This is a genomic window from Halomonas sp. TG39a, from assembly GCF_000744395.1.
Lineage (GTDB): Bacteria > Pseudomonadota > Gammaproteobacteria > Pseudomonadales > Halomonadaceae > Vreelandella > Vreelandella ventosae_B.
The window spans coordinates 3,860,175-3,884,884 of sequence record NZ_JQLV01000001.1; the positions used below are offsets into that span (position 1 = coordinate 3,860,175).

The 24,710-nt window shown below is 55.3% G+C and carries 24 protein-coding genes; 12 read left to right on the top strand and 12 right to left on the bottom strand.

Features of this window, described 5'->3' with window-relative positions; genetic code table 11:
- Positions 1–17: 17 nt before the first annotated feature.
- Together phnC and phnD are read right to left on the bottom strand one after the other, a co-directional pair.
- Positions 18–821: a phosphonate ABC transporter ATP-binding protein gene (gene phnC / locus U738_RS17390; protein WP_035582775.1), complete on the bottom strand. Its 804-nt coding sequence runs from the start codon at positions 819–821 to the stop codon at positions 18–20.
- A gap of 112 nt (positions 822–933) precedes the next feature.
- Complete coding sequence (gene phnD / locus U738_RS17395) at positions 934–1,845, bottom strand: phosphate/phosphite/phosphonate ABC transporter substrate-binding protein (RefSeq protein ID WP_050714006.1); 912 nt, start codon at positions 1,843–1,845, stop codon at positions 934–936.
- A 190-nt stretch (positions 1,846–2,035) separates the two neighbouring features.
- On the opposite strand from phnD, the gene U738_RS17400 reads away from it, so the two are divergent.
- Positions 2,036–3,709: a bifunctional metallophosphatase/5'-nucleotidase gene (locus U738_RS17400; RefSeq protein ID WP_035582776.1), complete on the top strand. Its 1,674-nt coding sequence runs from the start codon at positions 2,036–2,038 to the stop codon at positions 3,707–3,709.
- Positions 3,710–3,732: 23 nt separating this feature from the next.
- Here U738_RS17400 and U738_RS17405 read toward each other — a convergent pair whose 3' ends face one another.
- The 4 genes from U738_RS17405 to U738_RS17420 form a co-directional block, all read right to left on the bottom strand.
- On the bottom strand, positions 3,733–4,101 hold the full coding sequence (locus U738_RS17405) for a DUF1428 domain-containing protein (RefSeq protein WP_035582777.1): 369 nt from the start codon (positions 4,099–4,101) through the stop codon (positions 3,733–3,735).
- Complete coding sequence (locus U738_RS17410) at positions 4,098–4,487, bottom strand: YciI family protein (RefSeq protein ID WP_035582778.1); 390 nt, start codon at positions 4,485–4,487, stop codon at positions 4,098–4,100. Before U738_RS17410 ends, U738_RS17405 begins: the two co-directional genes overlap by 4 nt.
- Positions 4,484–5,329, bottom strand: a complete 846-nt coding sequence (locus U738_RS17415; RefSeq protein ID WP_035582780.1) for a YciI family protein — start codon at positions 5,327–5,329, stop codon at positions 4,484–4,486. The genes U738_RS17410 and U738_RS17415 overlap by 4 nt, the downstream gene beginning before the upstream one ends.
- Before the next feature lie 144 nt (positions 5,330–5,473).
- Positions 5,474–6,385, bottom strand: coding sequence for a LysR family transcriptional regulator (locus tag U738_RS17420; protein ID WP_035582781.1), 912 nt, complete (start codon positions 6,383–6,385; stop codon positions 5,474–5,476).
- A 99-nt stretch (positions 6,386–6,484) separates the two neighbouring features.
- Between U738_RS17420 and U738_RS17425 the strand changes: the two genes are divergently transcribed.
- Positions 6,485–7,537, top strand: coding sequence for an aldo/keto reductase (locus U738_RS17425; RefSeq protein ID WP_035582783.1), 1,053 nt, complete (start codon positions 6,485–6,487; stop codon positions 7,535–7,537).
- 7 nt (positions 7,538–7,544) lie between these two features.
- Here the strand turns inward: U738_RS17425 and U738_RS17430 are convergent, their stop codons facing one another.
- From U738_RS17430 to ugpB, 5 genes are all read right to left on the bottom strand, one after another.
- Positions 7,545–8,774, bottom strand: coding sequence for an RNA polymerase sigma factor (locus tag U738_RS17430; RefSeq protein WP_035582785.1), 1,230 nt, complete (start codon positions 8,772–8,774; stop codon positions 7,545–7,547).
- Between the two features lie 90 nt (positions 8,775–8,864).
- Complete coding sequence (locus U738_RS17435) at positions 8,865–9,920, bottom strand: sn-glycerol-3-phosphate import ATP-binding protein UgpC (protein WP_035582787.1); 1,056 nt, start codon at positions 9,918–9,920, stop codon at positions 8,865–8,867.
- A gap of 1 nt (position 9,921) precedes the next feature.
- A complete protein-coding gene (gene ugpE, locus U738_RS17440) occupies positions 9,922–10,764 on the bottom strand; it encodes a sn-glycerol-3-phosphate ABC transporter permease UgpE (RefSeq protein ID WP_022520784.1) in 843 nt (280 codons plus the stop codon).
- Positions 10,765–10,782: 18 nt separating this feature from the next.
- Positions 10,783–11,667, bottom strand: coding sequence for a sn-glycerol-3-phosphate ABC transporter permease UgpA (ugpA, locus tag U738_RS17445; RefSeq protein ID WP_035582789.1), 885 nt, complete (start codon positions 11,665–11,667; stop codon positions 10,783–10,785).
- Positions 11,668–11,757: 90 nt separating this feature from the next.
- Positions 11,758–13,083, bottom strand: a complete 1,326-nt coding sequence (gene ugpB, locus U738_RS17450; RefSeq protein ID WP_035582791.1) for a sn-glycerol-3-phosphate ABC transporter substrate-binding protein UgpB — start codon at positions 13,081–13,083, stop codon at positions 11,758–11,760.
- A 216-nt stretch (positions 13,084–13,299) separates the two neighbouring features.
- On the opposite strand from ugpB, the gene argE reads away from it, so the two are divergent.
- The gene (argE, locus tag U738_RS17455; protein WP_035582793.1) at positions 13,300–14,463 is read left to right on the top strand and encodes an acetylornithine deacetylase; all 1,164 of its coding nucleotides are present in this window, start codon (positions 13,300–13,302) and stop codon (positions 14,461–14,463) included.
- An 82-nt stretch (positions 14,464–14,545) separates the two neighbouring features.
- Here argE and U738_RS17460 read toward each other — a convergent pair whose 3' ends face one another.
- Positions 14,546–14,857 (bottom strand): hypothetical protein, encoded by a 312-nt coding sequence (locus U738_RS17460; RefSeq protein ID WP_022520780.1) that lies wholly within the window; start codon positions 14,855–14,857, stop codon positions 14,546–14,548.
- Positions 14,858–15,042: 185 nt separating this feature from the next.
- On the opposite strand from U738_RS17460, the gene U738_RS17465 reads away from it, so the two are divergent.
- The 9 genes from U738_RS17465 (at position 15,043) to U738_RS17505 (ending at position 24,687) form a co-directional block, all read left to right on the top strand.
- Positions 15,043–15,528 carry a YchJ family protein gene (locus tag U738_RS17465; protein WP_035582795.1) on the top strand — a complete coding sequence of 162 codons (486 nt, stop codon included), beginning with the start codon at positions 15,043–15,045 and terminating at the stop codon, positions 15,526–15,528.
- 4 nt (positions 15,529–15,532) lie between these two features.
- The gene (locus tag U738_RS17470; protein ID WP_035539369.1) at positions 15,533–15,820 is read left to right on the top strand and encodes a GIY-YIG nuclease family protein; all 288 of its coding nucleotides are present in this window, start codon (positions 15,533–15,535) and stop codon (positions 15,818–15,820) included.
- A gap of 9 nt (positions 15,821–15,829) precedes the next feature.
- A complete protein-coding gene (locus tag U738_RS17475; protein WP_035582797.1) occupies positions 15,830–16,864 on the top strand; it encodes a histone deacetylase family protein in 1,035 nt (344 codons plus the stop codon).
- Positions 16,865–16,966: 102 nt separating this feature from the next.
- Entirely contained in the window at positions 16,967–17,302 is a 336-nt protein-coding gene (locus U738_RS17480; protein ID WP_035582799.1) for a hypothetical protein, read from the top strand.
- A gap of 318 nt (positions 17,303–17,620) precedes the next feature.
- Positions 17,621–19,477, top strand: coding sequence for an ABC transporter ATP-binding protein (locus tag U738_RS17485; protein ID WP_035582801.1), 1,857 nt, complete (start codon positions 17,621–17,623; stop codon positions 19,475–19,477).
- 36 nt (positions 19,478–19,513) lie between these two features.
- Entirely contained in the window at positions 19,514–21,043 is a 1,530-nt protein-coding gene (locus U738_RS17490; protein WP_035582803.1) for an ABC transporter substrate-binding protein, read from the top strand.
- Positions 21,044–21,140: 97 nt separating this feature from the next.
- Complete coding sequence (locus U738_RS17495; RefSeq protein ID WP_035582805.1) at positions 21,141–22,064, top strand: ABC transporter permease; 924 nt, start codon at positions 21,141–21,143, stop codon at positions 22,062–22,064.
- A 2-nt stretch (positions 22,065–22,066) separates the two neighbouring features.
- Positions 22,067–22,921: an ABC transporter permease gene (locus U738_RS17500; protein ID WP_035582806.1), complete on the top strand. Its 855-nt coding sequence runs from the start codon at positions 22,067–22,069 to the stop codon at positions 22,919–22,921.
- A complete protein-coding gene (locus U738_RS17505; RefSeq protein WP_035582808.1) occupies positions 22,918–24,687 on the top strand; it encodes a peptidase M14 in 1,770 nt (589 codons plus the stop codon). Before U738_RS17500 ends, U738_RS17505 begins: the two co-directional genes overlap by 4 nt.
- Positions 24,688–24,710: the final 23 nt, after the last annotated feature.

Here is a 24,710-nt window from a genome sequence, read left to right on the forward strand (position 1 = left end):
GTTTCCTCGTTAACGTATCAGGCAGTGGGTAGGGCGGCGTCATCAACAGCAGGGGTGGAGGCTTGGTCAACCCGGACATCGCCCTGGTAGAGCTGCTGCATAGTAGCTAGCGCGACTTCTGGCCGTGGCGTATCAAGGACTATTTGCCCCGCTTTCATACCGATAATACGGTCGCCGTACTGTTGGGCTAACTCCAACTGGTGCAGCGTGCACAGCACGGTTAAACGTCGCTCCGACACCACGTCCAGCAGCAGATCCATGATTTCCTTACCGGCTTTCGGGTCAAGGCTGGCCACTGGCTCATCGGCAATAATGATCTCGGCGTCTTGCATCAGTGTGCGGGCAATTGCCACGCGCTGCTGTTGACCGCCGGAGAGCTCACGGCAATCCGCGTGGGCCTTATGCGCTAACCCTACGCGTTCAAGCGAGGCCATGGCGCGCTCGCGTAACTCATTAGTGGCAAAGCAAGCGAGCGAGGAGAGCAAGCCAAAACGTTGCTGACCCATAGCGCCATACAGCACGTTTTGAAACACGCTGACGTTCTGCACCAGATTAAATTGCTGGAAAACCACACCCACTTTGCGTCGTAGCTGGCGTAATTGTGGTTTAGAAAGGTGAGTGAGGGAGTCGCCCAAAATAGTGATCTCCCCTTGATCATGGGATGTTAGACCATTTAGGCAGCGCATTAACGTCGATTTACCGCAGCCGTTCGCACCCAACAAAATGACGCACTCGCCTCGAGTAATCTCCAGCGTTAAGCCACGCAGTACGTGCAACTGCCCGTAGTGTTTATGCAGATTGTGAACGCTGATAGCCTTCATAAAAAAACCTCCTGCGTTAGCGGCAGGAGGTGGATAAATTGAATGTTCATGGACAGACCTGCTTATTAGCAGCACATCCCTGTGCCGTTGTGGAGCGAAAAGAGGGAAATGTTTACAGATCGATACCCGCTGCTTCGTAGGCGCGGCGTACTACGTCGTAATCTGCGTTGGTGCGCTCAAAGCCTAGCGAAGAGTCCCGGTTTAAGAACTTATCTTCGTTGCGATCCGTTGCAACCAATGCGTTCCATAGCTTGTCGGCATTAGCTTTGAGCGACTCGCGTAGGGCGGTTTTGCAGGCGTCATCCAGAGAGCCGCGCATCACCACCGGATCGCCGGGCAGTACATCGCTTTTGGCGATTACGCGGTATTCGCCATCGGGATCCATCGCCTGAATTTCGTCGATATCCCGGTTGCCACCGCCCATGGCGTCTACATCACCATTAACGAGTGCCGCAATGCGTGCATCACCGGCCATAATGATTTCTAGATCACGATCGATATCCAGGCCGGCGTCTACCAACATCTGGCTGGGGAAGATATGCCCGCTGGTGGAGCCCACATCTTTCAGCGCTACGCGGTGGCCTTCTAGGTCAGCTAGGGTTTCGATATCGCTGTCGGCGGGTACAAAAAAGCTGCTGCCGTAATGCGGGCGCTCAATGGCAAACAGGATTTCGATATCGCTTTCACGATCGAACAGCACAAACTCAGAGGGGCCAGCGAAAACCAGGTCTACATCGTCGTACTGAAGCGCCGTGCCTGCGGCCGTGCGGTTGCTTAGGCTAAACATTTCCAATTCAAGACCAGTAGTTGTTGTAAACGCTTCGGCGAAGGGGCCGAAAGCGTCTTCTAGCGGCCCCATGCCTTCAATGCCGGTATCCGCCATGCGAATCGGATTAGGGCAGACATTGCTCAAATCATCATTGGCGAACACGCTCGATGACGCAGCGAGAGAAATCCCTGCGATCGCGAGGCTTAGCGCTAGTTTTACGGGCGAGGTTTTTACGGGCACTGTTTTTATGGACATAGGCTTTATGCATTAGTCGTTATCCTGTCGGCGAAAGAAGGCTACATTGAAGTGCTAGCCAGGGTGGCAGCCGACGATGACGGGAACATGTAATGAAGATGACGATCTCGTCACGGATTAATGACAGCTCCGCCATTGGCTTGCTTTACTGCTAAGGTGTCTAAACACCGATATGAAAGGAGTCATTTAAATGCGTTTTCACCGCTATGGCATGGCGCTAGGGACAGCGTTATTCGTCACCGTTCCTCCCGCCTTGGCTGATAACTTCACCTTGACGCTGTTTCACACCAATGATCTACACGGGCGTACCGATCAGTATCCCTATTTGATCACCACGCTGAATGAAGCGCGGGAGACTTACGGTGAAGGATTACTGCTGGAAGCCGGTGATATCTTTTCGGGCACGCTCTATTTCACTGAGTTTCAGGGCCAGGATGCTCTCGAATTCATGAATTTGATGGGCTACGACGCCTTTGTGCCGGGTAATCATGAGTTTGACTTGGGTGACCCGGAACAGGGGCATCAGGCGTTAGCGGCATTTTTTGCAGGCGCCGAGTTTCCCATATTAGGGGCCAATCTAGACTTTTCAGCAGGCCCTGAGTTTGCTGACATGCTGGGTGAGTCTGTCAGCGTAGATCCGCAAGCCGGGCAGCTCTATGACGGCATTGTGGTTGAGCACAATGGCGAACAGATCGGCATTTTTGGGTTAAGCACCCAGGATAGCGAAACGATCTCAAGCCCCGGCCAAATAGCCATCAGCGATTATCGTGAAGCGGCTGAAGCCATGGTGGCAGCGTTTGAAGAGCAGGGCGTTAACAAAATTATTGCCCTTACCCATCTTGGTTACGACAGCGACCCCAGCGTGGGTAACGACTTGCTGCTAGCGGAGCACGTCGAAGGTATCGACATTATTATTGGCGGACACAGCCATAGCCAGGTTTCGCCCCCCAGGCTGCTAAGCGAGAGCCACGCTGGTGAGGGGCTCCCATCGCCGACGGTGATTGGCCAGGCAGGCGAGTATGGTCAGCACCTTGGGGTTATGCAGGTCACCTTCGACGAGGAAGGCGTGGTGGTGGATACTAGTGGCGAGCTGCTCGCCGCCGACGATCGTGAGGCGGATTCCGACGCGGCTCAGCGGCTTGAACCCTACACCGCTGAGATTGAAACACTGCGGGATACCTTGATCGGCGCCAAGGCGATCTCAGAGTTGCCCAACCCCCGCCACGGCAGCGGCGATGAACACAGCGTGCGTGCCAATGAAACAGCGCTGGGCAATTTAATCACCGATGCCCAGCTGCATGCCGCGCAGCAGGTAGCGCCCGACACGGTCATGGCGATCCAAAATAGCGGTGGTATCCGCGAAGCGATTGAGAGGGGCGATGTGTCCGTAGGCGATCTAATCGCCGTACAGCCGTTTGGCAATCGCCTGACGTTGGTCGACGTTACCGGCGCCGAGCTGCTGGAAACCTTCGAGATCGCCCTGGCTAATGCTCCCGGCGAAGACGGCGGTTTTCTGCAGGTGTCAGCAGGCGTTGAGTTGATGTATGACAGCAGCGAGCCGCCAGGTGAACGGGTGATCAGCCTAAACGTTGTCCAGGAAGGTGCGATGCAGGCGATTGATCCAGAGCGTACTTATACCATCGCCACCAACAACTTCACCGCCGCCGGTGGCGACAGCCATACGGTACTCGGTGAAGCCTACGCCGATGGCCGTAACACCATTGTCGGCAATACCGATTGGGAAATGCTGCGCGACTATATGGTGGAACGCAAAGAAGTGTTCTACCAGGTTGAAGGGCGGATCACTGATGTAACTCAACAAGATGTAGTTGAAGAGAATGGGGCCCAGGACGATTCGGATTAAATCTCTGGGCCACTTGTTCACGCTTACTCATTGATGATGCTTGCAAAGCCTCCATAAATGAGTCTCTTACCATCAAATGGCATCGGGTTAACGTCCATCTGCAGGCGAGGGTCCTGCATGGCTTTGGGCATGGCTTCATCGCGCACGGCGCGGGATGGCCACTCTATCCATGAAAAAATAACCGTCTCGTCATCCTTGCGCTTAACCGCCATGGTGAAGGAGGTCACTTCCCCATCGGGCACATCATCGCCCCAGCACTCCACCACGCGGAGCGCCCCGTGCTCCTTGAACACAACGGCCGCGGCACGGGCATGTTCAATAAACTCAGCTTTATTAGCGCTAGGCACGGCAGCGACGAAACCATCCACATAGGGGTAGGCGGCAGTATTCATGATTGTTCTCCTATTTCTGTTTTGGGTGCTGCTTTAGGTGGCAGTTCTCGAACCGGGCGGACTTCAATGCTGCCCAACCGGGCGGGCGGAATGCGGCTAGCCAGCTGCAGTGCCTCGTTCAGGTCGTGGGCTTCCAGCAGATAGAAGCCAGCCAATTGCTCCTTGGTTTCCGCGAAGGGGCCATCGGAGATCAGCGTTTCGCCATCGCGCACGCGCACGGTGGTGGCGGTCTCCGTCGGTTGTAACGGCTGTCCGGCCAGGTAGTGGCCGCTGGCGCTCAGGCGCTCAACCCCAGCAATGCATTCCTGGTTGAGGTCGTGCCACTCCTGTTCGCTCATGGCGTTGATAATCTGTTCCTGGTAATAGACCAGCGCAACGTACTTCATGGGGAGTCTCCTTCTGTGGCCAAGGGGCAGTTGTCTGATGGAACGTTTACCATCCAGCCGACGCCAAAACGATCTACCGTCATGCCGAACCCTGGTGACCAGAAGGTCGCTTCGAACGGCATGATAATCTTTCCACCCTCCGCTAGCTGAGCAAAGGTTCGGGCGGCCTGCTCGATATCCTGATACTCCAATTGAACCTCTATCCCTTGCGGTGGTGTATAGCAGTCAGCTGCCAGATCCGCGCCCATCAAGCGGCGTCCCCGTAGATTCAGTGAGGCATGGATGATGCGGTCATGAAGGGCGGGCGGCGTGTGTTCAGCGGCGGGTGTGTCAGCATAGGTTAACAGGCACTCCAAATGCCCTCCGGTTACATCAGCATAGAACTGCATGGCCTCCCGGCAGGTGCCGGGAAAGGCAACGTGCACGTTCATGGCATCGGGTACACGAGCAAGGTTACGGTGCTGCTCAATTCCGGCACCGGGCTCAAAATCCTCCAGTGAAAAGTAGCGCCGTAATTCAAGGGTCACGTTGCCATCGGCATCCTGAGTAGGCCATTGCTGGGCCCACTCAATGGCCGCCTGCAGAGAAGGGGCTTCCAGCACGCTGTAACCGGCAATACGCTCACTGGCTGGCGACAAAGGCCCGGGGATGATGGTGGGCTCACCGTTTTTGAAACGGATCAGACATCCGTCACTGGTCGGATGTAAGCCATCGCCGCTCAAAAACACGCCAGCCTCGGTCATGCGCTGGTTATAAGCAGCCATGGCGGCAAACATTTCCTGGGATGGCATAGCGCCATTCTCGGTATTGGCATCGGCACGGCGTATCAGCATGAATTTCATTGAGAGCCTCCTGGTTGGTCAGGGTAGTGACTCTCTGTAGTCGTTTGACGTGCTCACGAATCGACACAGCCTAGATATTATTTTTGGTAATCGGAATATCTGGTTGATTTCCTTCTGCCATCGGATGCAGGTTAAATGATCTTATTACGTAGCAACGACTTTCCGACTGCACGCCATGACATGATCGAGGAACGCCCGAAGTTGCGGAGTGACCAGTCGGTTGCCTGGGTAGTAGAGGTAGAACCCTGGCTCCCTTGGACACCAAGACGCCAGCACCTCAACGGCATCGCCGGCCGATAGCAAGCCCCTCACCTCCGGCTCAAGGAAATAACCAATACCAAGTCCATCCTTGACCGCACGCAGTCGCGTTGCCACATCGTTGGTACACAGCGGGCCGGTCACAGCCACCCGAACGGACTGACCTTCGCGCTCGAATTCCCAATGGAATAGGTGTCCTCCGCTGGGCCAGCGCATATTGATACAGGTGTGTTCCTTCAAAGCAGCGGGATGCTCCGGTGTCCCCGCCCGAGCCAGATAGAGCGGCGATGCCACCGCAATCCAACGTAGCGGCTCGCTCATTGGCACTCCCACCATATCCTGTTCCAGGCTCTCACCGAGCCGCAGCCCGGCATCACACTCACTAGCCACCACATTTTCTAAACGATCAGAGATGACGATTTCGACTTCAATTCCAGGGTAAGTCTCGGCAAAGCTAGCCAGATGTGGTGCCAGCGCATAAGCAGCCCCAGCGCGTGACGCATTGATCCGCAACCGTCCGCCAAGCTCGTCCTGTTGCTCCAGCAACTGCGCTTGAGCCGCTGAAATCTCCTTCAGAGCGGGCCGAACTCGCTCATACAACTGTTGGCCCGCCTCCGTTGGCCGCGTGGTTCGGGTGGTTCGGTTCAAAAGGCGCTGTCCTAAGCGTGCCTCTAACCGCTGGATCGTCTGACTGAGTGCCGAGGGCGAAACACCGAGCCATCCCGCCGCTCGTGCGAAATTGCCATGTTCAACGATTGCCACGAAGGCACCCAATTCCGCCACATCGCTACCTTTCATTGTTCATTTCAGCTTCATAGTCCATGAATATATCGGTGTATTCTGTCAGTTTAAGAACAAGCCTACCATTGCGGAAACCAACAGCTTAGGGAGAATCCCATGCAGCTCGACCACTACCGCTTGCTGGGCCGTTCGGGCCTGAAAATATCGCCGATGGCGCTAGGCACCATGACTTTCGGCACGGAATGGAGCTTCGGCGCCGACGAGTCGACCTCCCGCGCGCTCTTTGATCGCTACGTCGATCATGGCGGCAACTTCATTGATACGGCGAATTACTATACGGATGGCACTTCCGAGTCCTTTGTCGGCCGTTTCGCCCAGGGGAAACGGGATCGCCTGGTCATTGCCACAAAATACACCTTGCCGATGCACAGTGATGACCCCAACTCTGGAGGCAACAGTCGACGTAGTATGGTTCGTTCGGTAGAAGACAGCCTGACGCGCCTGGGCAGCGACTATATCGACCTGCTGTATCTGCACGCCTGGGATTTCACCACTCCCGTGGAAGAGATTCTGCGCGCCATGGATGATTTGGTGGCAGCAGGAAAGGTCGTTTATCTGGGGCTGTCGGATATCCCTGCTTGGCAGGCTTCACGGATGCAGGCTATCGCCGATCTCCGGGGCTGGTCGCCAATGGTTGCAATGCAGCTGGAATACAATCTGATTGAGCGCAGCGTGGAAGGTGACTTGGTTCCGATGGCGCGTGAAATGGGGATGGGTATCATACCCTGGTCACCGCTGGCGAGTGGACTGCTGACGGGGAAGTACAAGCGTGCCGAACTCGCACCCGAAAACGTGGTCAGCGGCAGCCGTGCCGCCATCGTGACCGAGGCGGGGCCCGTCCCCGAACGCAGCTTTCGCATTATTGACGAAGTGAAACAGGTCGCTACGGAACAAAATACATCACCTGCCACGGTGGCTTTAGCATGGCTGCTCACCCGTCCTGGTATGGCTGCACCGCTCATTGGAGCGCGATCGATAAGTCAGCTTGAAGCCAATCTGGCCGCACTCGAACTGGAACTGACAGGTGACCAATTGGCACGGCTCGACGAGGTCAGCGCAGTGCCTCTAGGATTTCCCCATGAGTACCTGCGGCGCCCGGCGGTTCAGGCAAATATCTATGGCGATATGTCGATCTCTATGCGGGGCTAATGAATGTTTATGGAGCTGGCTCTAGTTCGTTTAACCGCTTTAGCAAAAAGCGTTTTTCGGGCGTCAGGGTGGCCAATTGCAGCGCCTGGTGATAGGCACTGCGCGCGGCCTCATGCTGACCTTGGCGCCGCAGTAAATCCGCTTTAGCGGCATAGAACAGATGATAGCGGCTGATTTGCGGGTGATGAGCGATGTCATCGAGTAACTTCAGGCCGGTGTCGGGGGCACCGTTCATGGCAATGGCGACCGCACGATTCAGCGCCAGGATGGGGGATGGAAAGCGTCGGCAGAGAGCATCGTAGAGCCTGACGATGCGCCCCCAGTCTGTTTGCTCGGCGTGGCTAGCCTGGGCGTGTACGGCGGCAATCGACGCCTGCAGGGTGTAGTACCCGGCGGGGGTGAGCGCCAGCGCCTGTTCCAGCCATGCAATGCCGGTCTGGATATCCTCTTGGCGCCATAGGCGTCTGTCTTGAGCATCCAGGGTTACCAGTTCTCCGTCGTTATCCTGGCGCGCATCCCGGCGGGCATCGTTAAGCAGCATCAAGGCCATCAGCCCAAATACCTCACCCTTGGGTAGTAACTGTGCCAGCTCATTGCCCAGCCGCATGGCTTCTTGGGTCAGGCTGATATCGACCACGCTGGCGCCCGTGCTGCGTGAGTAGCCTTCGTTGAAGACCAGATAGATGACTTGGAGCACATCGGGTAGGCGCTCGGGCAGTTCTTTCTGGGTAGGGACTGCATAAGGGATATGCGCATCGCGAATTTTGCGTTTGGCTCGTACGATACGCTGTGCCAGCGTCGTAGGCTTCATCAGTAGCGCGCTGGCTACTTGCTCAGTGGTCAAACCGCACATCTCGCGAAGCGTCAGGGCAATCCGTGCTTCCATGCTCAAACTTGGGTGGCAGCAGGTGAATAGCAGCCGCAAGGCGTCATCTTCGATGGTGGTGGGCTCAAGATCCAGCGCTTCATCTGTGGGTAATAGCAAGTGAGCCCGACGGCGAGCAGTACTGCGTTGGCGAATTTGGTCTATTCCGCAGTGGTAGCCGGTGCGAATTAGCCATGCCGTGGGGTTGTCAGGTTTGCCGTTAACCGGCCACTGTTGAACCGCCGCCACAAAGGCATCCTGTATGGCTTCTTCGGCTAGTTCAAAATCCCCCAGCAGGCGTATCAGCGTCGCCTGCACGCGCCGGGAGTGCTCACGATACAGGTCATCGACGTATGAAGGTTCAGTACTCATCAAGGGAGATCCGTAAGCTTTATCTCAAACGTAGCGCATGGTTTCTCCGTTGACTTGTTTTTCTTGTTTTGTCTTTCGGGGGATAGGTATTCAATCCCCGGTGCGTTTTCCCGTGGCGCTGTTGAAAGGATGCAGGGCGTCGCGGGTCACAAAAAATCGCAGGGTTTCGCCTTCGGCAACGGGCGGCTGCCCTGAAACGCGGATGACTGTAGGCTGGTCGCTATCGGCGAGGGTCACATATAGGTGGCTTTCGGCCCCCGCGGCTTCAAACAGCGCCAGCGTTGAATCGACAATTAGGTGAGGCGCGGCAGGCGGGGCTAAGTGCATATCATCCGGGCGAATGCCGACGACATCGGTGCCGTCGGGCAGGTTGTCCAGCAGGCCGTTGGCGCCTTGTTCGTTCAAGTAATCCACCGGCAGCATGTTCATAGCGGGGGAGCCGATAAACCCGGCGACAAACATGCTGGCGGGGCGGGCGTAGATTTCCATGGGTGTGCCCACTTGCTCAATCTGCCCGGCGTTAAGAACCACTAAACGGTCACCCAGTGTCATAGCTTCCAGCTGGTCGTGGGTCACATACAGGCTGGTAGTCTTCAGGCGCCGCTGCAGCTGTTTGATCTCCACGCGCATCTGCACGCGCAGCTTGGCATCCAGGTTGGAAAGCGGCTCATCGAATAGAAAGGCTGCCGGGTCGCGCACCAACGCGCGGCCCATGGCGACGCGCTGGCGCTGACCACCAGAGAGCTTGCGCGGTTTGCGCTCCAGAAACTCTTCGATCTCGAGCATTTTGGCGGCAATTCGCACGCGCTTTTCAATGTCTTCTTTGTTAAACCCGCGGTTCTTGAGGCCGTAAGCTAGGTTGTTGTACACCGTCATATGCGGGTAGAGCGCGTAGTTCTGGAACACCATGGCGATATCGCGCTCGGCGGGCTCTAGCTTATTGACCACCCGGTCACCGATTTTGAGCGTGCCTTCGGTAATGGTTTCAAGCCCCGCCACCATGCGCAGTAGGGTAGATTTGCCGCAGCCGGAAGGCCCCACCAGCACCACAAACTCGCCATCTTCAATCTGTAAGTCGATGCCTTTGACGGCATGAACATCGCCGCTATAGGTTTTCTTTAGCCCTTCCAAGGTAATGCTGGCCATCTTATTTCTCCGTCTCGGTCAGGCCTTTCACAAATAGGCGTTGCATAAACAGAATCACTAACACTGGCGGCAGCGCTGCCATGACCACCGCGGCCATCACCAGTTGCCACTGTGGGTTCTCTTCCGAGGTCATGCGCTGAATGCCCATTACGATGGTGTAATAATCAGGGTCGGTAGTGATAATTAACGGCCAGAGGTACTGGTTCCAGCCGTAGATAAACATGATCACAAACAGCGCGGCGATATTGGTCACCGACAGCGGCATTAAAATGTCTTTAAAAAACTTCAGTGGCCCGGCGCCATCGACCCGGGCGGCTTCGAGCATCTCTTCGGGAATGGTCATAAAGAACTGGCGGAACAAGAAGGTTGCGGTAGCCGAGGCAATCAGCGGGATCGATAGCCCGGCAAAGCTATTGAGCATTTTAAGATCCGCAACGACCTGAAAAGTCGGAATAATGCGCACTTCTACGGGCAGCATCAACGTGACAAAGATCACCCAGAAGAAGAACATCCGAAAGCGGAAACGGAAGTAGACGATGGCAAAGGCGGAAAGCAGCGAAATAGACAGCTTACCCACCGTGATCGCCATGGCCATGATAAAACTGTTCCAGAGCATTAAGGCGGCGGGTGGTGCGCCGGCATTGGAGACGCCCGACTGCCACATGCGCGTGTAGTTTTCGATCCCGTGGCCACCGGGGAGCAGTGGCAGCGTACCCTGCAGCAAACCCGACAGGGAGTGGGTAGAGGCGATGATCGCGACATACACCGGAAAAACCACCAGCGCGACACCAGAGATCAAAACAATATGGGCTATCAGGTTAGCCCAAGGGCGGTTTTCAACCATTAACGTTCTCCCTAAGGCTTAGTAATTGACTCGGCGCTCAATAAAGCGGAATTGAATCATCGTTAATGCCACCACAATCACCATCAGAATCACCGACTGAGCTGCCGAGGAACCGAGGTTGAGGCCCACAAAACCATCGGCGTAGACCTTGTACACTAAAATATTGGTCGCCTGAGCTGGGCCGCCTGCGGTGGTGGCGTGAATGATCGCGAAGGTGTCGAACATGGCATACACCACATTAACCACCAGCAAGAAGAAAGTGGTCGGCGTGAGCAGCGGGAAAATAATCGTCCAGAAGCGCTTAGTCGGGCTGGCGCCGTCAATGGAGGCGGCTTCAATCAGCGATTGCGGGATTGACTGTAAGCCCGCCAGGAAAAACAAAAAGTTATAGGATATCTGCTTCCAGGCGGCGGCAAAAATCACCAGCAGCATGGCGTCACTGCCTGAGTTACGGTGGTTCCACTGGTAACCCACCATTTCCAGCATATAGGGCACAATGCCGATAGAGGGGTTGAAGATAAACCACCACAACACGCCCGCAAGCGCGGGGGCGATGGCGTAGGGCCACACCAGTAGCGTGGTGTAGGTGCTGCGTGAGCGAATCATCCGGTTGACGGTACTGGCCAATAAAAGCGCCACTGTCATCGATAGCAGGGTAGTGCCCAAGGCGAATACCACCGTCACCGATAGCGAATTGACATAACTGCCGTCACGAAATAGACGGGCAAAGTTCTCAAGACCCACAAACGTTGAGCGCAGCCCAAAGGCGTCTTCGCGCAGTAGCGACTGATACAGCGCCTGGCCCGCAGGCCAGATAAAGAAAATCAGTGTCACAATCACCTGGGGCGCCAGCAGCGCGTAGGGCAAAAAGCGACCAGGGTAGGTCATGCGTTTGGTTTGCATGGGCAGCTCTGCAAATTGTTAGCAAAAATAAGCATCAACAAACGAAATCGCCGCCTACCCAGAAGGGTAGGCGGCGAAGTGAGTGCTTATTTACTGGTTGGCAGCTTCAAAATCACGGAGCAGATCATTGCCGCGTGCTACTGCTTCATCCGCTGCTTCCTGACCCGATTTGTCACCGGTCATCACCGCTTCCATCTCTTCGGAGATGATGTCGCGAATCTGCACGAAGTTACCAAAGCGTAGGCCTTTGGAGTTCTCGGTCGGCTCGTTGAGCGTCATCTGTTTCAGCGAAATATCCGCGCCTGGATTCTCTTCGTAGTAGCCCTGCTCTTTGCTCAGATCCCAAGCGGCCTGAGTGATGGGCAGGTAGCCGGTTTGCTGATGCCACTGCGCCTGTACTTCGGGCTGGGAGAGGTACTCAAAGAACGCTGCAACGGCTTCGTACTCTTCGTCGCTATGGCCCTGCAGTGCCCACAGGGTGGCGCCACCGATAATCGAGTTTTGCGGTGCGCCATCTACGTCGTCGTAGTAGGGCTGCATGCCAAAGCCAACTTCAAATTCTGAATTGGCGGCGACATCCGCACGTGAAGCAGAAGAGCCGAAGAAAATCGCGCAGTCCTGGGAGTAGAACATCGGCTCAGAGTCGGGGCCGGACCCGGGGCCACCCCATTTAAAGACACCTTCTTCCTGCCAGTCGTGGAGGTTGTCCCAGTGGCGAGCGACTAGCTCATTGTTGAAGGTGAACTCGGTTTCCATACCGCCAAAGCCGTTTTCCAGCGTACCTAACGGCACGTTATGCCAAGCGGAGAAGTTTTCCAGCATGACCCAGCTAGGCCAGGAGGTGGTAAAGCCACAGCTGGCCGCACCAGAGTCGACGATTTGGCGTGAAAAATCGGCCACTTCGTCCCATGTTTGTGGGGGCTGCTCGGGGTCCAGGCCCGCTTCTTCAAACATATCCCTGTTGTAGTACATGATTGGCGTAGAGGAGTTAAACGGGAAAGAAAGCATATTGCCGTTGGTGTCGGTGTAATAACCCACGACGGCGGGCAGGAAGGCTTCTTTATCGAAAGCGCGGCCATGCTCTTCCATCAGCTCGTACACTGGGTAGATGGCGCCTTTGGCGTTCATCATGGTGCCAGTGCCGACTTCAAACACCTGCAGGATATGCGGCTGCTCATTGGCACGGAAGGCGGCGATCGCGCCGGTCATCGTTTCGGTATAGGTGCCGCGATAGCTGGGGGTAACGTGGTAGTCGTCCTGAGACTCGTTGAAGTCTTGGGTCATCTCTTCGAGAATTTCGCCCAGTTGGCCGCCCATGGCGTGCCACCAGCTAATCTCTGTTGCCGCCTGAGCAGACAGGCTTAGGCTGGCCGTCGCCACCCCTACGGCAAGCGCGTGCAGTGTGAAACGAGACATAACAAGCTCCTTATGGGCCTGAACTTAGTCAGGCGTGCAATGCGTTTGTTGAGATTTTTAGATGCACTGAACAGTAAGAAGTGTAGATGACGTTTTAGTGAATGCACGATGAACCTGCCGTGACAGTCAACATTGCGCTGCCAGCAGGCCTACTGAGTAGGAAAAGGAAGAGGGCGGTGATAGTGTGATAGGAAGAGTCCAACTAACGAGAGCAGTATGACTGACGTGACCACTTTACTGATGAAGCTGGTGTCATTCGATACCACTTCCAGTGAATCCAATCTGGCGCTGATTGAGTATGTGGAAGGCTATTTGGCAGAGTATGGCGTTAGCGCCGAGCGGGTGATGAGCCCCTGCGGTACCAAAGCCAACCTGATCGCAAGAATTGGCCCAGAGGCGCCGGGCGGTGTGATGCTTTCCGGGCATACCGATGTGGTGCCGGTGGCGGGTCAGCCCTGGTCGAGCGACCCGTTCACCCTGCGCGATGGTGGCGATGGCCGCTTATACGGGCGCGGTACCTGCGATATGAAAGGCTTTATCGCCTGCGTATTGTCGATGGTGCCCACTTGGACGAAAGCGCCTCTGCAGCAGCCGATTTATCTGGGTTTCTCCTATGACGAAGAGATTGGCTGCGTGGGTGCGCCGAGCCTGATTAAGCGCTTCTACGAGCACTACTCCACCACCGCCCATGTGATTGTCGGCGAGCCCACTAGCATGCAGCCGGTGGTGGCGCAGAAAGGCGCAACCAATTTACGCACCACGGTGATTGGCCGCGAAGCCCACAGCAGTCAGGTTAATCAGGGCACCTCGGCGATTCATGTGGCGGCAAGGCTAGTCACCTTTATAGAGGACATCATGGCGGCGCTGGTAGAAGAGGGCCGCGTTGATGAAGCCTTTAACGTGCCGCACACCAGCCTGCACGTCGGTAAAATCAAAGGTGGTACGGCGATCAATATTATGGCCCGGGAGTGCCAGTTCGAGTGGGAGATTCGCCATCTGCCCACGGACACCTTCGACGAAATATACGCGCGCTTTGAGGCCTATTGCGCCCAGCTAAGCGCTGAGCTGCAGGCCAAAGGCAAGCACGTTGAAATCATCACCGAGCCCCTTAACGTTACCGTGCCGGGGCTAGCAGATCTCGATAATGATCAGGTGCTGCGCCTGGCCAAAGATCATTTGCCCGCAGGGTGCTGCGACCACGCGGTGGCCTATGCCACCGAGGCCGGGCAGTTCCAGGGGCAGGGCCTGCAAACCATTATTCTTGGCCCCGGCAGTATTGCCCAGGCACACCAACCCGATGAATATATTGATATTGAGCAGCTTGAAGCGTGCGAGGGTTTTCTAACGAAGATGGGTAGAGCGTTAGAGAAGACTGTCTAACTAGCTAATAACTGCCCCAAAAAAATCCCACCCGGTTAATGGGGTGGGATTTTTTGTAGTGCTTTCATACCATGTCGCTCTTTCAGTGCTGAGGGTGTTGTTCGAACAGCTCAGCTTTGGCATGGCGCATCACATCTTCGCACGCCTGCTGTTGGGCTAACTGCGTTAGCAGGCGTTGAGTTACTTCGAAGCCCTTGCCTAAGCAAGTGTCGACTTCCTGTTGGCTAACCGCTGGCGTCACTCGGTAATCGATTTTTACCGTGCGCCCGCCACCTTCCAGCCGATCCGCAACTCCCCTGAGTCGCCACGCGATTTTCTCTTTCCAAGTTGCTGATTCTTCCGCGCCTTCGTTTACGCTAAACGTGCACTGCCATTCCGGTTTAAAGACCTTCATAGGAGAACCTCCAAAAATTTTGGAAAGAATGATCGATCGTGATTCGTACCCCATCGTCTGAATGTATTGCCCTACCACTATATACCTAACACCGCACAAATATCGAAACAATAGTCATACACGCCGGGCGACGCGCATAGGACGTATCGGTTAGGCTATAAAAGATGTGACTAACGAGCTGGTTTATGACCCCTACGACTGATCTAAGTTGCCCCTGTGGCAGCCATTTAACGCTTGAACAATGCTGCGGCCGTTATCATCAAGGCGAACTTGCGCCTACGCCTGAAGCCTTGATGCGCTCGCGCTATGCGGCCTTTGTGTTAGGGCTTACCGATTACCTGTTGGCAACATGGCACCCCTCCACTCGGCCTGGAGAGCTTACGCCTGACCCTGAAGCCGAGTGGAAGTCCCTCTCTATTGTTGCCGCAGAACCGCCGCGCGAAGATACCGGTTATGTCCATTTTAAAGCCTGTTTTTATGAACGCGGGCGTGAACAGGGCGGGGCAAAAAAACGCTGGCATGTGTTAGAAGAGGTATCTCGCTTTGTTAAAGAGCAGCAGCGCTGGTGGTATATTGATGGGACACCCACGCTTAGCCGCTTAAAGCCCGGCCGAAACGATCCGTGCTTATGTGGTAGTGGGCGTAAATTAAAGCGTTGTTGCGGTGGATAGGCGTATGACCCAGCCGCTGAATACCGAACCACAGTGGTATCTCTATTTGCTGGAGTGCCAGCGCGGTACCTATACGGGCATTACCAATAATCTGGCGAAGCGCTATCAAGCACACTGCACCGGCAAAGGGGCGCGTTATACCCGTGCGAATCCGCCCGTTGCGCTACTGGGTGCCGAACCTTTTAATGATCGCGCCGCTGCAAGCCGTGCTGAATACCAGTTGAAGCAACAAACAGCCAGCCAAAAACGTCGCTGGGCCAAGCAGTGGCCTATCCAGTTAGAGGCCGATTAAGGAGCCGCAATGCTGACATTTTACTCAGAGGATAGCCGTTTGCGCCAAGCGCGCACGGAGTTACATGACGGCGCGCTGGTGACCCCGTTTGAGTGTCCTGAACGCCTTGATCTAGTGCTGAAGCATCTTCGTCAGTCCGGGCTTGGCGAGATCCATTCCCCTAGCGCTTATGGGTTAGCACCGGTACTGGCGGTGCACGACAAAGACTACGTGTCGTTTTTAGCCAACTGCTGGCAAGCGTGGGGCGCCGCCGGGCATGAGGGTGAGGCAATTCCCAATATTTGGCCTGCGCGAAGCATGCGTAGTGACCGCATCCCGCGCTCCATCGGCGGCCAGTTAGGCTACTACGCTTTGGCGGCGGAAACCTCGATCTCAGAAGGCACCTTTGAAGCTGCCATGGCGAGCAAGGATGTGGCGTTAGGCGCGGTAGAACATACGCTGCAAACGGGTAAACCCAGTTTTGGACTGTGTCGGCCGCCGGGCCACCACGCTGCCTATGATCAGTTTGGCGGTTACTGCTTCTTCAATAATGCCGCCATTGCCGCCCAGCGAGCCTTAGATACAGGCAAGCGCCGAGTGGCGATTCTTGACGTCGATTTCCACCACGGCAACGGCACCCAGCAGATATTCTACGGCCGCGACGATGTGCTGTTCATTTCGTTACACGGCGACCCCGAGGTCACTTTTCCTTACTATTTGGGCTACGCTGATGAAAACGGCGAGGGTAAAGGTAAGGGCTTTAACGTTAACTACCCGTTACCGCCGGGCACCAGCGTTACCACTTGGATGGCGACATTGGATCAAGCATTGGCGCAGATTAACGCGGCAGAGTGCGAGTTACTGATTGTATCGCTAGGGGTCGATATTTTTGAGGATGATCCGATCAGTGCCTTCACCTTTACCAGCGCAGATTTCACCGTTTTAGGTGAACGCCTGGCCCAAGCAGGCTTACCCAGCGTATTTCTGATGGAAGGGGGCTATGCGGTAGATGAAATAGGTGTCAATGTAGTCAACGTGTTACAAGGTTTTGAGCAGGCCCTTTAACAAGGTCTGGAACAGCATCTACACAAGGGTAAAGGTTAACCGTGACAGCGGCCCCTAAATCGGGCAGGCTATTGCCCTTTCAACGGGGCAGGGAGCTCAAGCGTGGCAGTGTATGGTGGAATTCAGGCACATGAACTGGAGCGTTGGCTTAATGCGTTAACCAACGCCGCCTACGACCGACGCTGCCCGCTGGTAAAAGTACACGGTGGCAACGCCCGTGCGCGTACCGCCCGTCAAGATCTCCTCCATCTGGCTAACGACTACCGCTGCGGCGACTCTAGCCGCGAAGAGAGCGCCGTCGCCCTTGGCCGCTGGTGCGAAAGTTATCTGAGTGAGGCGGAGTGGTACGTGCTGGCCGGTACCCGCCAAGCGCCTTCCCAACCGCAAAGTGAAGAAGAGAGAAGCCTCACCGTGCTTAAGCAGCACCGGGTGGGGTGATGTTAAAATAAGTAGTGCTAATCAACATCAACGGTACCAAAAGCTCTCCTCGTGGGAGCTTTTTTGTGCGCTAAGCGTCTTCCTCAGCGGTTAGCAGCGTTTTTAAGCGTAGGTGGATTAGTGGGCACTTAATAATGATGTGTTGACAAAAGTTTAACAAGATGAGTAGTTTGAAGTGGCCTGTATACACGACTAACGTTGTATGAAGGCTCGAAGCTTGCCGGTGGTTTCAAAAGCAGTCGGTATTGAGTGTCCGATCTATATAAACGCTATTCTATCCACAAAAACGCTATCTAGGTGCAGGGGGCAATACATCTTGTGACAACGGTACCAGCGCTATCGGTTCGCTCCTTGAGCGTTAATTTTGGCTCCAATCCGGTTGTTAGAAATCTGAGTTTTGACGTTTATCCAGGTAAAACAACGGCGATCGTTGGTGAATCTGGCTCGGGAAAATCGGTGACTTCTCTGGCTATCATGCGCTTGGTAGAGTACATGAACGCCGAGATTACCAGTGGCTCGATAATGTTTCATCGCGATGCCAACGGCTCTCAGCCACTGGATCTTACCCAGCTTTCCGATAAAGCGATGCGCAAGATACGTGGCAAGGAAATCGCCATGATCTTTCAGGAACCAATGACGTCGCTGAATCCTGTTTACACCATTGGCGATCAGATTACCGAAGTGCTGGTATTGCATGAAAAGCACACCCAGGCTTCGGCACGCGCTGAAGCGGTAAAACTGTTAAAGCTAGTTCGGTTAGCCGATGCCGAAGCACTGTTAAAACGCTACCCTCACCAGTTATCCGGCGGCATGCGACAACGGGTGATGATCGCCATGGCGCTGGCGTGTCGGCCTAAGGTACTGGTGGCGGACGAGCCTACAACCGCACTGGACGTCACCATTCAAGCGCAGATTTTAACCATCATGCGCGACCTGCAGCAGGAACTGGGAATGGCGGTCATTTTCATTACTCACGATATGGGAGTGGTGGCCGAAATGGCTGATCAGGTGGTGGTCATGCGCCATGGCGAAAAGGTTGAGGAAGCCTCAGTGGAGGAGATATTCGCCCGCCCCCAACACCCTTACACCCAAGCATTGCTGGCGGCAGTCCCTAAACTGGGAAGCATGCAGGGCGAAGACTTACCGCGTATGGATCCACTGGTCGAACTGGAAGGTGATATTGCGCGTACGCGTGGTGTAAGCCGCAAGCAGGATACCGCAAGAACTGATGCCGCTCCTGTCGTGGAAGTAGAAAATTTAGTCACACGCTTCGACATTCGCAAAGGGTTCTTTGGTGGTGTCAGTCATCGTGTGCATGCGGTGGAAAATGTCAGCTTTACTATTTTCCCTGGAGAGACGCTGGCGCTAGTAGGGGAGTCGGGTTCCGGCAAGTCGACCATCGGGCGCACCATCCAGCAGTTGCAGGAAAGCACCAGTGGCACGCTACGTTTTGGCGGTAAGGCCGTGGCGGATATGTCGCGAGCAGAGAAAATGCGTCTACGCCAGGAAGTGCAGTATATTTTTCAAGACCCGTTTGCATCCCTCGATCCACGCAAGACCGTCGGCTTTTCGATTGCCGAGCCTATCCGTACCCATAGCTTGCTGCACGGTTCGAAGGCCATTCGACAACGAGTCGAGCAGTTGCTGGAGCGCGTTGGCCTAAGTGCCGACCAAGCTGAACGTTACCCCCACGAGTTCTCTGGAGGCCAGCGCCAAAGAATCTGTATCGCTCGTGCCCTAGCCTCCAAGCCGAAGTTAATCATCGCCGATGAGGCGTTGTCCGCCTTGGATGTTTCCATCCAGGCGCAAATCATTCATCTGCTGATGGAGTTACAGCAAGATGAAGGATTAGCCTATTTGTTTATTAGCCACGATATGGCCGTAGTAGAAAAAATGAGCCATCGCGTGGCGGTATTGCACCTTGGCCAAGTCGTTGAGTTAGGCGAGCGCCGAGCGGTGTTTGATTCACCTCAGCATTCCTATACCCGCAAGCTCTTGAGCGCTGTGCCCGTGGCGGACCCTACTCAGCGGCAGGCGCGTGCTTTGCTACAGGGCGATATTCTCAGTCCCATCCGCAAAGTGGGAGACGAGCCCCGACATCTACCCTTAGTGCAGGTGGCTGCGGGTCATTTCGTTGCTCAGGAAGAGGGCAGTGTCGAGCGGTTGGCGTCATAGTTGGTTCCCAGCTGATACAAAAACAGGAGTAATCCCATGAAGAAAAACAAACGCGTTCTCAATGGCGCAATCGCAGGAATAGCACTGAGCGTTGCCTTCTCTGCCTCCGCTCAAGCAGGTTCACTAACGGTTGCTTCGCCGCAAGATCCCGGTAGCTGGGATCCAATCGACACTTTTTTGGTGAATTGGGCCTCGGTTGCCACCAATATTTTCGATGGTTTGACTTATCGAGGCCCTGATTTAGATCTAGTGCCCGGTCTAGCAACCGAGTGGGAGGAACTGGATGATGGTACCCGTATCCGTTTCACTCTGCGTGAAGGCGTCACCTTCCATAATGGCGAGCCCTTCAATGCTGAAGCGGTAAAGTTTACCTTTGATCGCTTATTAGGTGAGGAAGGGGGGCAGGGGCCCCAGCGCTCTAACTACACGGCGATTGAAAGCGTGGAAGTCATCGATGATTATACAGTCGACTTCCACCTGAATGAGCCCGACCCAGTACTGCTCACTAAGCTAGCAGGCTACGGGGCGATGATTGTGCCACCGGAGTACCTGACCGAGCATGGTGATGAGCACTTCAATACCCATCCGGTAGGCACCGGCCCTTTCAAAGTAGTGGAATATAATCCTCGCGAAGACGTTCAGCTTGAGGCCTTTGCTGACCACTGGGGCGGCGCGCCGAAACTTGACGAAGTGACTTACCGCTTTATCTCTGAGCCATCCACCGCCGTGGCTGAGCTACAGGCTGGGCGAGTAGATATCGTCATTCCGCCGACGATTCCTATTGGCATGATCGACACCATCAATAACCATGACGGGGCCAGCATCGTCAGCGTGGCTTCGCCGACGGTGGAAGCGATTCGCTTCAACACCCAATCAGGTATTACCGCCGATGAACGCGTGCGTAAAGCCATGATTATGGCCGTGGATCGCCAGGCGATTATCGACTCCATCCTGGCTGGCGAGGGCGAAATGATCGCCAGCTTCCAGGGCGCTCAGTCCTTCGGTAACGACCCTGATATGGAGCCCCTGCCGTATGATCCGCAGCAGGCTCGCGAACTGCTGGATGAAGCGGGCGTCGAGCAAGGCGCCACGGTACAGATTGATGTTCGCGGTAACGACGCCACCTTTGGTGAGGTGGCCCAGGTGGTGGCGTCTTATCTACAAGGGGTGGGGATTACCGCTTCGATCCAACCTTACGAGACCAATGTGCTACTTAACGACATTATTCCGGCAGGCCGCACAGGTGAGATGTTCCAGCAGAAATGGGGCGGCTGGACCTTTGACTTCGACAATACTGCTTACCTGATGTACCACACTGGCGAACGCTGGAATCCTTATGACAGCGACGCTGAGTTAGATGAAATGCTCGAAGCCCAGCGCAGCATTACTGATCAGGCAGAGCGTGAAGAACTGCTCCAGGCTATCGCCCAGTATACTCAGGATCGCGCCTTGGAAATGCCGCTCTATAGCATCAATGCACTGTATGGCGTGCGCGACCGGGTGCAGAATTTTGAGCCCGCCCCAGATAACCGTATGCGTTTGACCGACGTCGATGTTACTGACTGATTGTGACCAATACCGGCCGTTCGAGAGAGCGGTCGGTAGGTGTTACGACAGACTCTTATTATCACGGCGATATGGACTTTAGTGCGCAGAGGTTATAGTGGCAAAATTTCTTCTCTACCGAATACTGCAGGCCATCTTTGTGGTCATCGCCGTAACGCTGATTGTCTCTTTTGCGATTCGGTTAACCGGCGACCCAGCGGTGATGCTAGCTCAAGGTGCGGGCAGTATCACCGAGGCGGATCTGGAAAGGATTCGTGAAGCGCTGGGCTTGAATCAATCTTTCCTGGCCCAGTACATAGGCTTCCTGCAAGGTCTAGTAGTGGGTGATTTTGGTCGCAGTTTTATGGGCGGTACACCTGTCAGCGACCTAATTGGACGGGCCTTACCCGCCACTTTGGCGCTAGCTTTCGCTTCGCTATTTGTCTCTATCGTGGTGTCGATACCGCTAGGTATTAAGGCGGCAGTATCGCGAGGCAGGTGGCCCGACCAGATGATTAGAATTTTCTCACTGCTTGGGCTCTCTTTTCCCAACTTTTGGCTAGCCATCATGCTGGTGCTACTGCTTTCCATCACCTTCAATCTGCTGCCGCCCAGTGGCATGGAAGGCTTCTCCAGCTTCATTATGCCCGCCGCGACCATGGGGATCATCCTAACCGCGACCAACGTGCGCCTAGTACGCACCACCATGCTGGATACTCTTCGATCCCAGTACATTATGGTGGCGCGGGCAAAAGGTCTTTCCAACAATGTGGTGCTCTACAAGCACGCGCTGCGTAACTGCTCTATCCCACTGATTACGTATTTTGGTTTGCAGTTCGGTGGCCTGCTGGGCGGTATTGTCGTTGTCGAGCGAGTGTTCAACTGGCCGGGGCTTGGCACCTTGGCCTTTGAAGCCGTGTCAGCCCGGGACTATCCGGTCTTGCAGGGCGTTATCACCGTGCTCTCGTTAATGATCATCTCTATCAACCTTCTCGTTGATATCGCTTATGGCTTGGTCGACCCCAGGGTGCGTAAGGAATAACCATGACGGCAGCTATCAAAACCGACAAATTGAAACGCTTTAAGAACCTGGAGTTTATTCTCGGTGTGCTGCTCGTCGGGGGGATTGGCTTTGCCGTGATCTTCTCCGGCTGGCTATTCCCCGGCGGTGGCTCAGAGCTAAATCTAGCCTATCGGTTAACGCCGCCGTTGGTGGAGCCTGGCTTTCCCTTAGGCACGGATCCGTTAGGTAGGGATGTGCTGGCGCGGGTGATTATTGGTGGAGAAATCTCGCTAAAAGTCGGGGTCTATTCAGCCCTTGGTGCCGTGGTGATCGGTATCATTATGGGCTTGGTGTCCGGCTACTACGGCGGGTTTCTGGATATGATCGTGATGCGCTTTGCCGATGTGCAGCTTGCGCTGCCCTTTATCCTGCTGGCGATTACCTTTATCGCCGTGATTGGTGGCGGGCTGACCAATATGATTATTCTGCTGATTATCTCCCAGTGGGTGCAGTATGCCCGCTTGGTGCGTGGCTCGGTGCTCTCCTTACGCGACCGCGAATTTATCCTCGCGGCCAAAGCGATCGGAGTAAAAGATATCCGCATTCTGTTTCAGCATCTGCTGCCGAATTTGATCGGCCCGGTGATCGTGCTGATGACGCTCAATGTGGCCAACAATATTCTGCTGGAGAGTAGCCTTACCTTCTTGGGGCTTGGCGTCGATCCAGTGATTCCCAGTTGGGGCGGCATGCTGGCAGAAGGGCGCACTTACCTGCAAACGGCGTGGTGGGTTAGCGTATTTCCTGGTGTGGCCATTTTGTTAACCGTGTTAGGGCTGAATCTGCTCGGTGACTGGTTGCGCGACGCCCTGGATCCCACTGGACGTACTTCCCTATGACCAACGGTGCTCAAATTGAGGCGTTGCTAGAGTGCTCTTTCCCGCGCACCACGCGCAGTTTGCTGGATGAGTACGCGACACCTGCCTATCAAGGCTACCAGTTGGAGGCGTGGGTTTTCGATGACGAGGCCGAACGCCACGCGACCGAAATGGCGTTTAAGGCCGCTGGCATTAACGCGTGCCTGCGCAGTGCCTATAAGCCCTTGGTGCATTTCTTTTTAGAGGAATTCTCCTGGGAGTCGCTGCAATCACTGGTGATTGAGTACCCAGTGTTAGCGCCCGCACCGCGCCGCTTTCTGCTAGAAGCCTACCCGCTGGCAGCGCTGGTGCCAGAAGATGTCACCCTGAGGTGGGAGGGAGTAGAACCCATCGCGATCACTTTCCCTCTCCAATACCGTGTTCGTGTGGAGCGAAGCACCGGGGAGCTGGAAACGTATGCTGTTGAAGCGCCTAATCGCCAACACCTAGACCATGTAGATGAGGCACAGTGCTCACCCTGCGGTTGGCTTCGGCTGACCTCTCCTCAGGGCGAGATCAGCGAGACAATTGTTGAGACCGACGTTGAGGCGCTGTTTCAAGCGGCCATGGCGACGTTAGCCTCAGCCCAGTGGCAGGCAGCATCGCCTTACTTCGAAGAACTTAACTTCACCGTGCATTTGCCGAGCAGTGACCGCCGCTTAGCCTGGGATGATGAACATATCAGCCTTGCCGAAGCGCTCCATGAAGAACTCTATTTTTCTAGCCTGGAGTATTTCCAGCGACGCGCAGGGTTGGCGCTGGGGGATCGTTCAATTCAGCCGGGGCAGATTGTGCCGGAAGTCTTCACCCAAGGAGAGCGCGCCTATTTGAAAGTAAGCATGCGGTCTTTGGATGCTTCCCAACCGCAGCGTGATCTAGTCGAGTTGGACACCGCGCAGCAGGCCATCGGCGTTACGCAAATAGGGCAGTTATTGGCAGAACTGGGGGGGCAAGCATTCCGAAGCAATACGCGAGCAGGACGGTCAGTAGGCGCACGTTATATCGTCGGGAGTGACCGCGCCGTCATGGTTAGTGCGGGCCAACATGCCAACGAAACTTCCGGTGTGGTGGGGGCTTTGCGCGCAGCCCAAGCACTTAGCCGCCAGCCAGACGCACACTTTGTTATTTCGCCGCTAGAGAACCCTGATGGCTACGCGTTGCAGGGCAGGCTAATCGCCACCCAGCCGCGTCATATGCATCACGCGGCGCGCTACACCGCGTTTGGCAATGACCTGCAGAGCCAACCCCTGGGCCAGTCTTTTGAACACGCTATTCGTGAGCAGGCATTCGCCCTGAGTCATGCAGGACTGCATATCAATCTGCACGGCTACCCCGCCCATGAGTGGACACGGCCGTTAAGCGGTTACGTACCCCGGGGCTTCGAAATGTGGACGATTCCCAAAGGTTTCTTTTTGATTCTGCGTCATCAACCAGGCTGGGAAGCCGCGGCAGAGCAGCTAGCTGGAGCCGTTACCCACGAACTGGCTAAAGTGCCTGAGTTAGTCGAATTTAATAACACGCAAATTGCACTATTTGAGACCCATGCGGGCGCGTTAACCTTCCCGGTGCTGAATGGCTTCCCCTATCTAATTTCGCAAGATGCTGACCAGTTAACGCCGCTGATGCTGATTACCGAATACCCTGACGAAACACTCTCTGGTGACGCCTTCATACAGGCGCATACGGCGCAAATGGCCACCGTCGTGGCAGCCTATAACGCCTTTCAGACGCTGGCGCTACCTGGTTAATCTCAATGACGGGATCGTGCGAG

What these genes read in the sequence shown, in the direction of transcription:
- phnC (WP_035582775.1), bottom strand. Translation starts at nt 821, where the DNA reads ATGAAGGCTATCAGCGTTCACAATCTGCATAAACACTACGGGCAGTTG.
- phnD (WP_050714006.1), bottom strand. Translation starts at nt 1,845, where the DNA reads ATGTCCATAAAAACAGTGCCCGTAAAAACCTCGCCCGTAAAACTAGCG.
- U738_RS17400 (WP_035582776.1), top strand. Translation starts at nt 2,036, where the DNA reads ATGCGTTTTCACCGCTATGGCATGGCGCTAGGGACAGCGTTATTCGTC.
- U738_RS17405 (WP_035582777.1), bottom strand. Translation starts at nt 4,101, where the DNA reads ATGAATACTGCCGCCTACCCCTATGTGGATGGTTTCGTCGCTGCCGTG.
- U738_RS17410 (WP_035582778.1), bottom strand. Translation starts at nt 4,487, where the DNA reads ATGAAGTACGTTGCGCTGGTCTATTACCAGGAACAGATTATCAACGCC.
- U738_RS17415 (WP_035582780.1), bottom strand. Translation starts at nt 5,329, where the DNA reads ATGAAATTCATGCTGATACGCCGTGCCGATGCCAATACCGAGAATGGC.
- U738_RS17420 (WP_035582781.1), bottom strand. Translation starts at nt 6,385, where the DNA reads ATGAAAGGTAGCGATGTGGCGGAATTGGGTGCCTTCGTGGCAATCGTT.
- U738_RS17425 (WP_035582783.1), top strand. Translation starts at nt 6,485, where the DNA reads ATGCAGCTCGACCACTACCGCTTGCTGGGCCGTTCGGGCCTGAAAATA.
- U738_RS17430 (WP_035582785.1), bottom strand. Translation starts at nt 8,774, where the DNA reads ATGAGTACTGAACCTTCATACGTCGATGACCTGTATCGTGAGCACTCC.
- U738_RS17435 (WP_035582787.1), bottom strand. Translation starts at nt 9,920, where the DNA reads ATGGCCAGCATTACCTTGGAAGGGCTAAAGAAAACCTATAGCGGCGAT.
- ugpE (WP_022520784.1), bottom strand. Translation starts at nt 10,764, where the DNA reads ATGGTTGAAAACCGCCCTTGGGCTAACCTGATAGCCCATATTGTTTTG.
- ugpA (WP_035582789.1), bottom strand. Translation starts at nt 11,667, where the DNA reads ATGCAAACCAAACGCATGACCTACCCTGGTCGCTTTTTGCCCTACGCG.
- ugpB (WP_035582791.1), bottom strand. Translation starts at nt 13,083, where the DNA reads ATGTCTCGTTTCACACTGCACGCGCTTGCCGTAGGGGTGGCGACGGCC.
- argE (WP_035582793.1), top strand. Translation starts at nt 13,300, where the DNA reads ATGACTGACGTGACCACTTTACTGATGAAGCTGGTGTCATTCGATACC.
- U738_RS17460 (WP_022520780.1), bottom strand. Translation starts at nt 14,857, where the DNA reads ATGAAGGTCTTTAAACCGGAATGGCAGTGCACGTTTAGCGTAAACGAA.
- U738_RS17465 (WP_035582795.1), top strand. Translation starts at nt 15,043, where the DNA reads ATGACCCCTACGACTGATCTAAGTTGCCCCTGTGGCAGCCATTTAACG.
- U738_RS17470 (WP_035539369.1), top strand. Translation starts at nt 15,533, where the DNA reads ATGACCCAGCCGCTGAATACCGAACCACAGTGGTATCTCTATTTGCTG.
- U738_RS17475 (WP_035582797.1), top strand. Translation starts at nt 15,830, where the DNA reads ATGCTGACATTTTACTCAGAGGATAGCCGTTTGCGCCAAGCGCGCACG.
- U738_RS17490 (WP_035582803.1), top strand. Translation starts at nt 19,514, where the DNA reads ATGAAGAAAAACAAACGCGTTCTCAATGGCGCAATCGCAGGAATAGCA.
- U738_RS17500 (WP_035582806.1), top strand. Translation starts at nt 22,067, where the DNA reads ATGACGGCAGCTATCAAAACCGACAAATTGAAACGCTTTAAGAACCTG.
- U738_RS17505 (WP_035582808.1), top strand. Translation starts at nt 22,918, where the DNA reads ATGACCAACGGTGCTCAAATTGAGGCGTTGCTAGAGTGCTCTTTCCCG.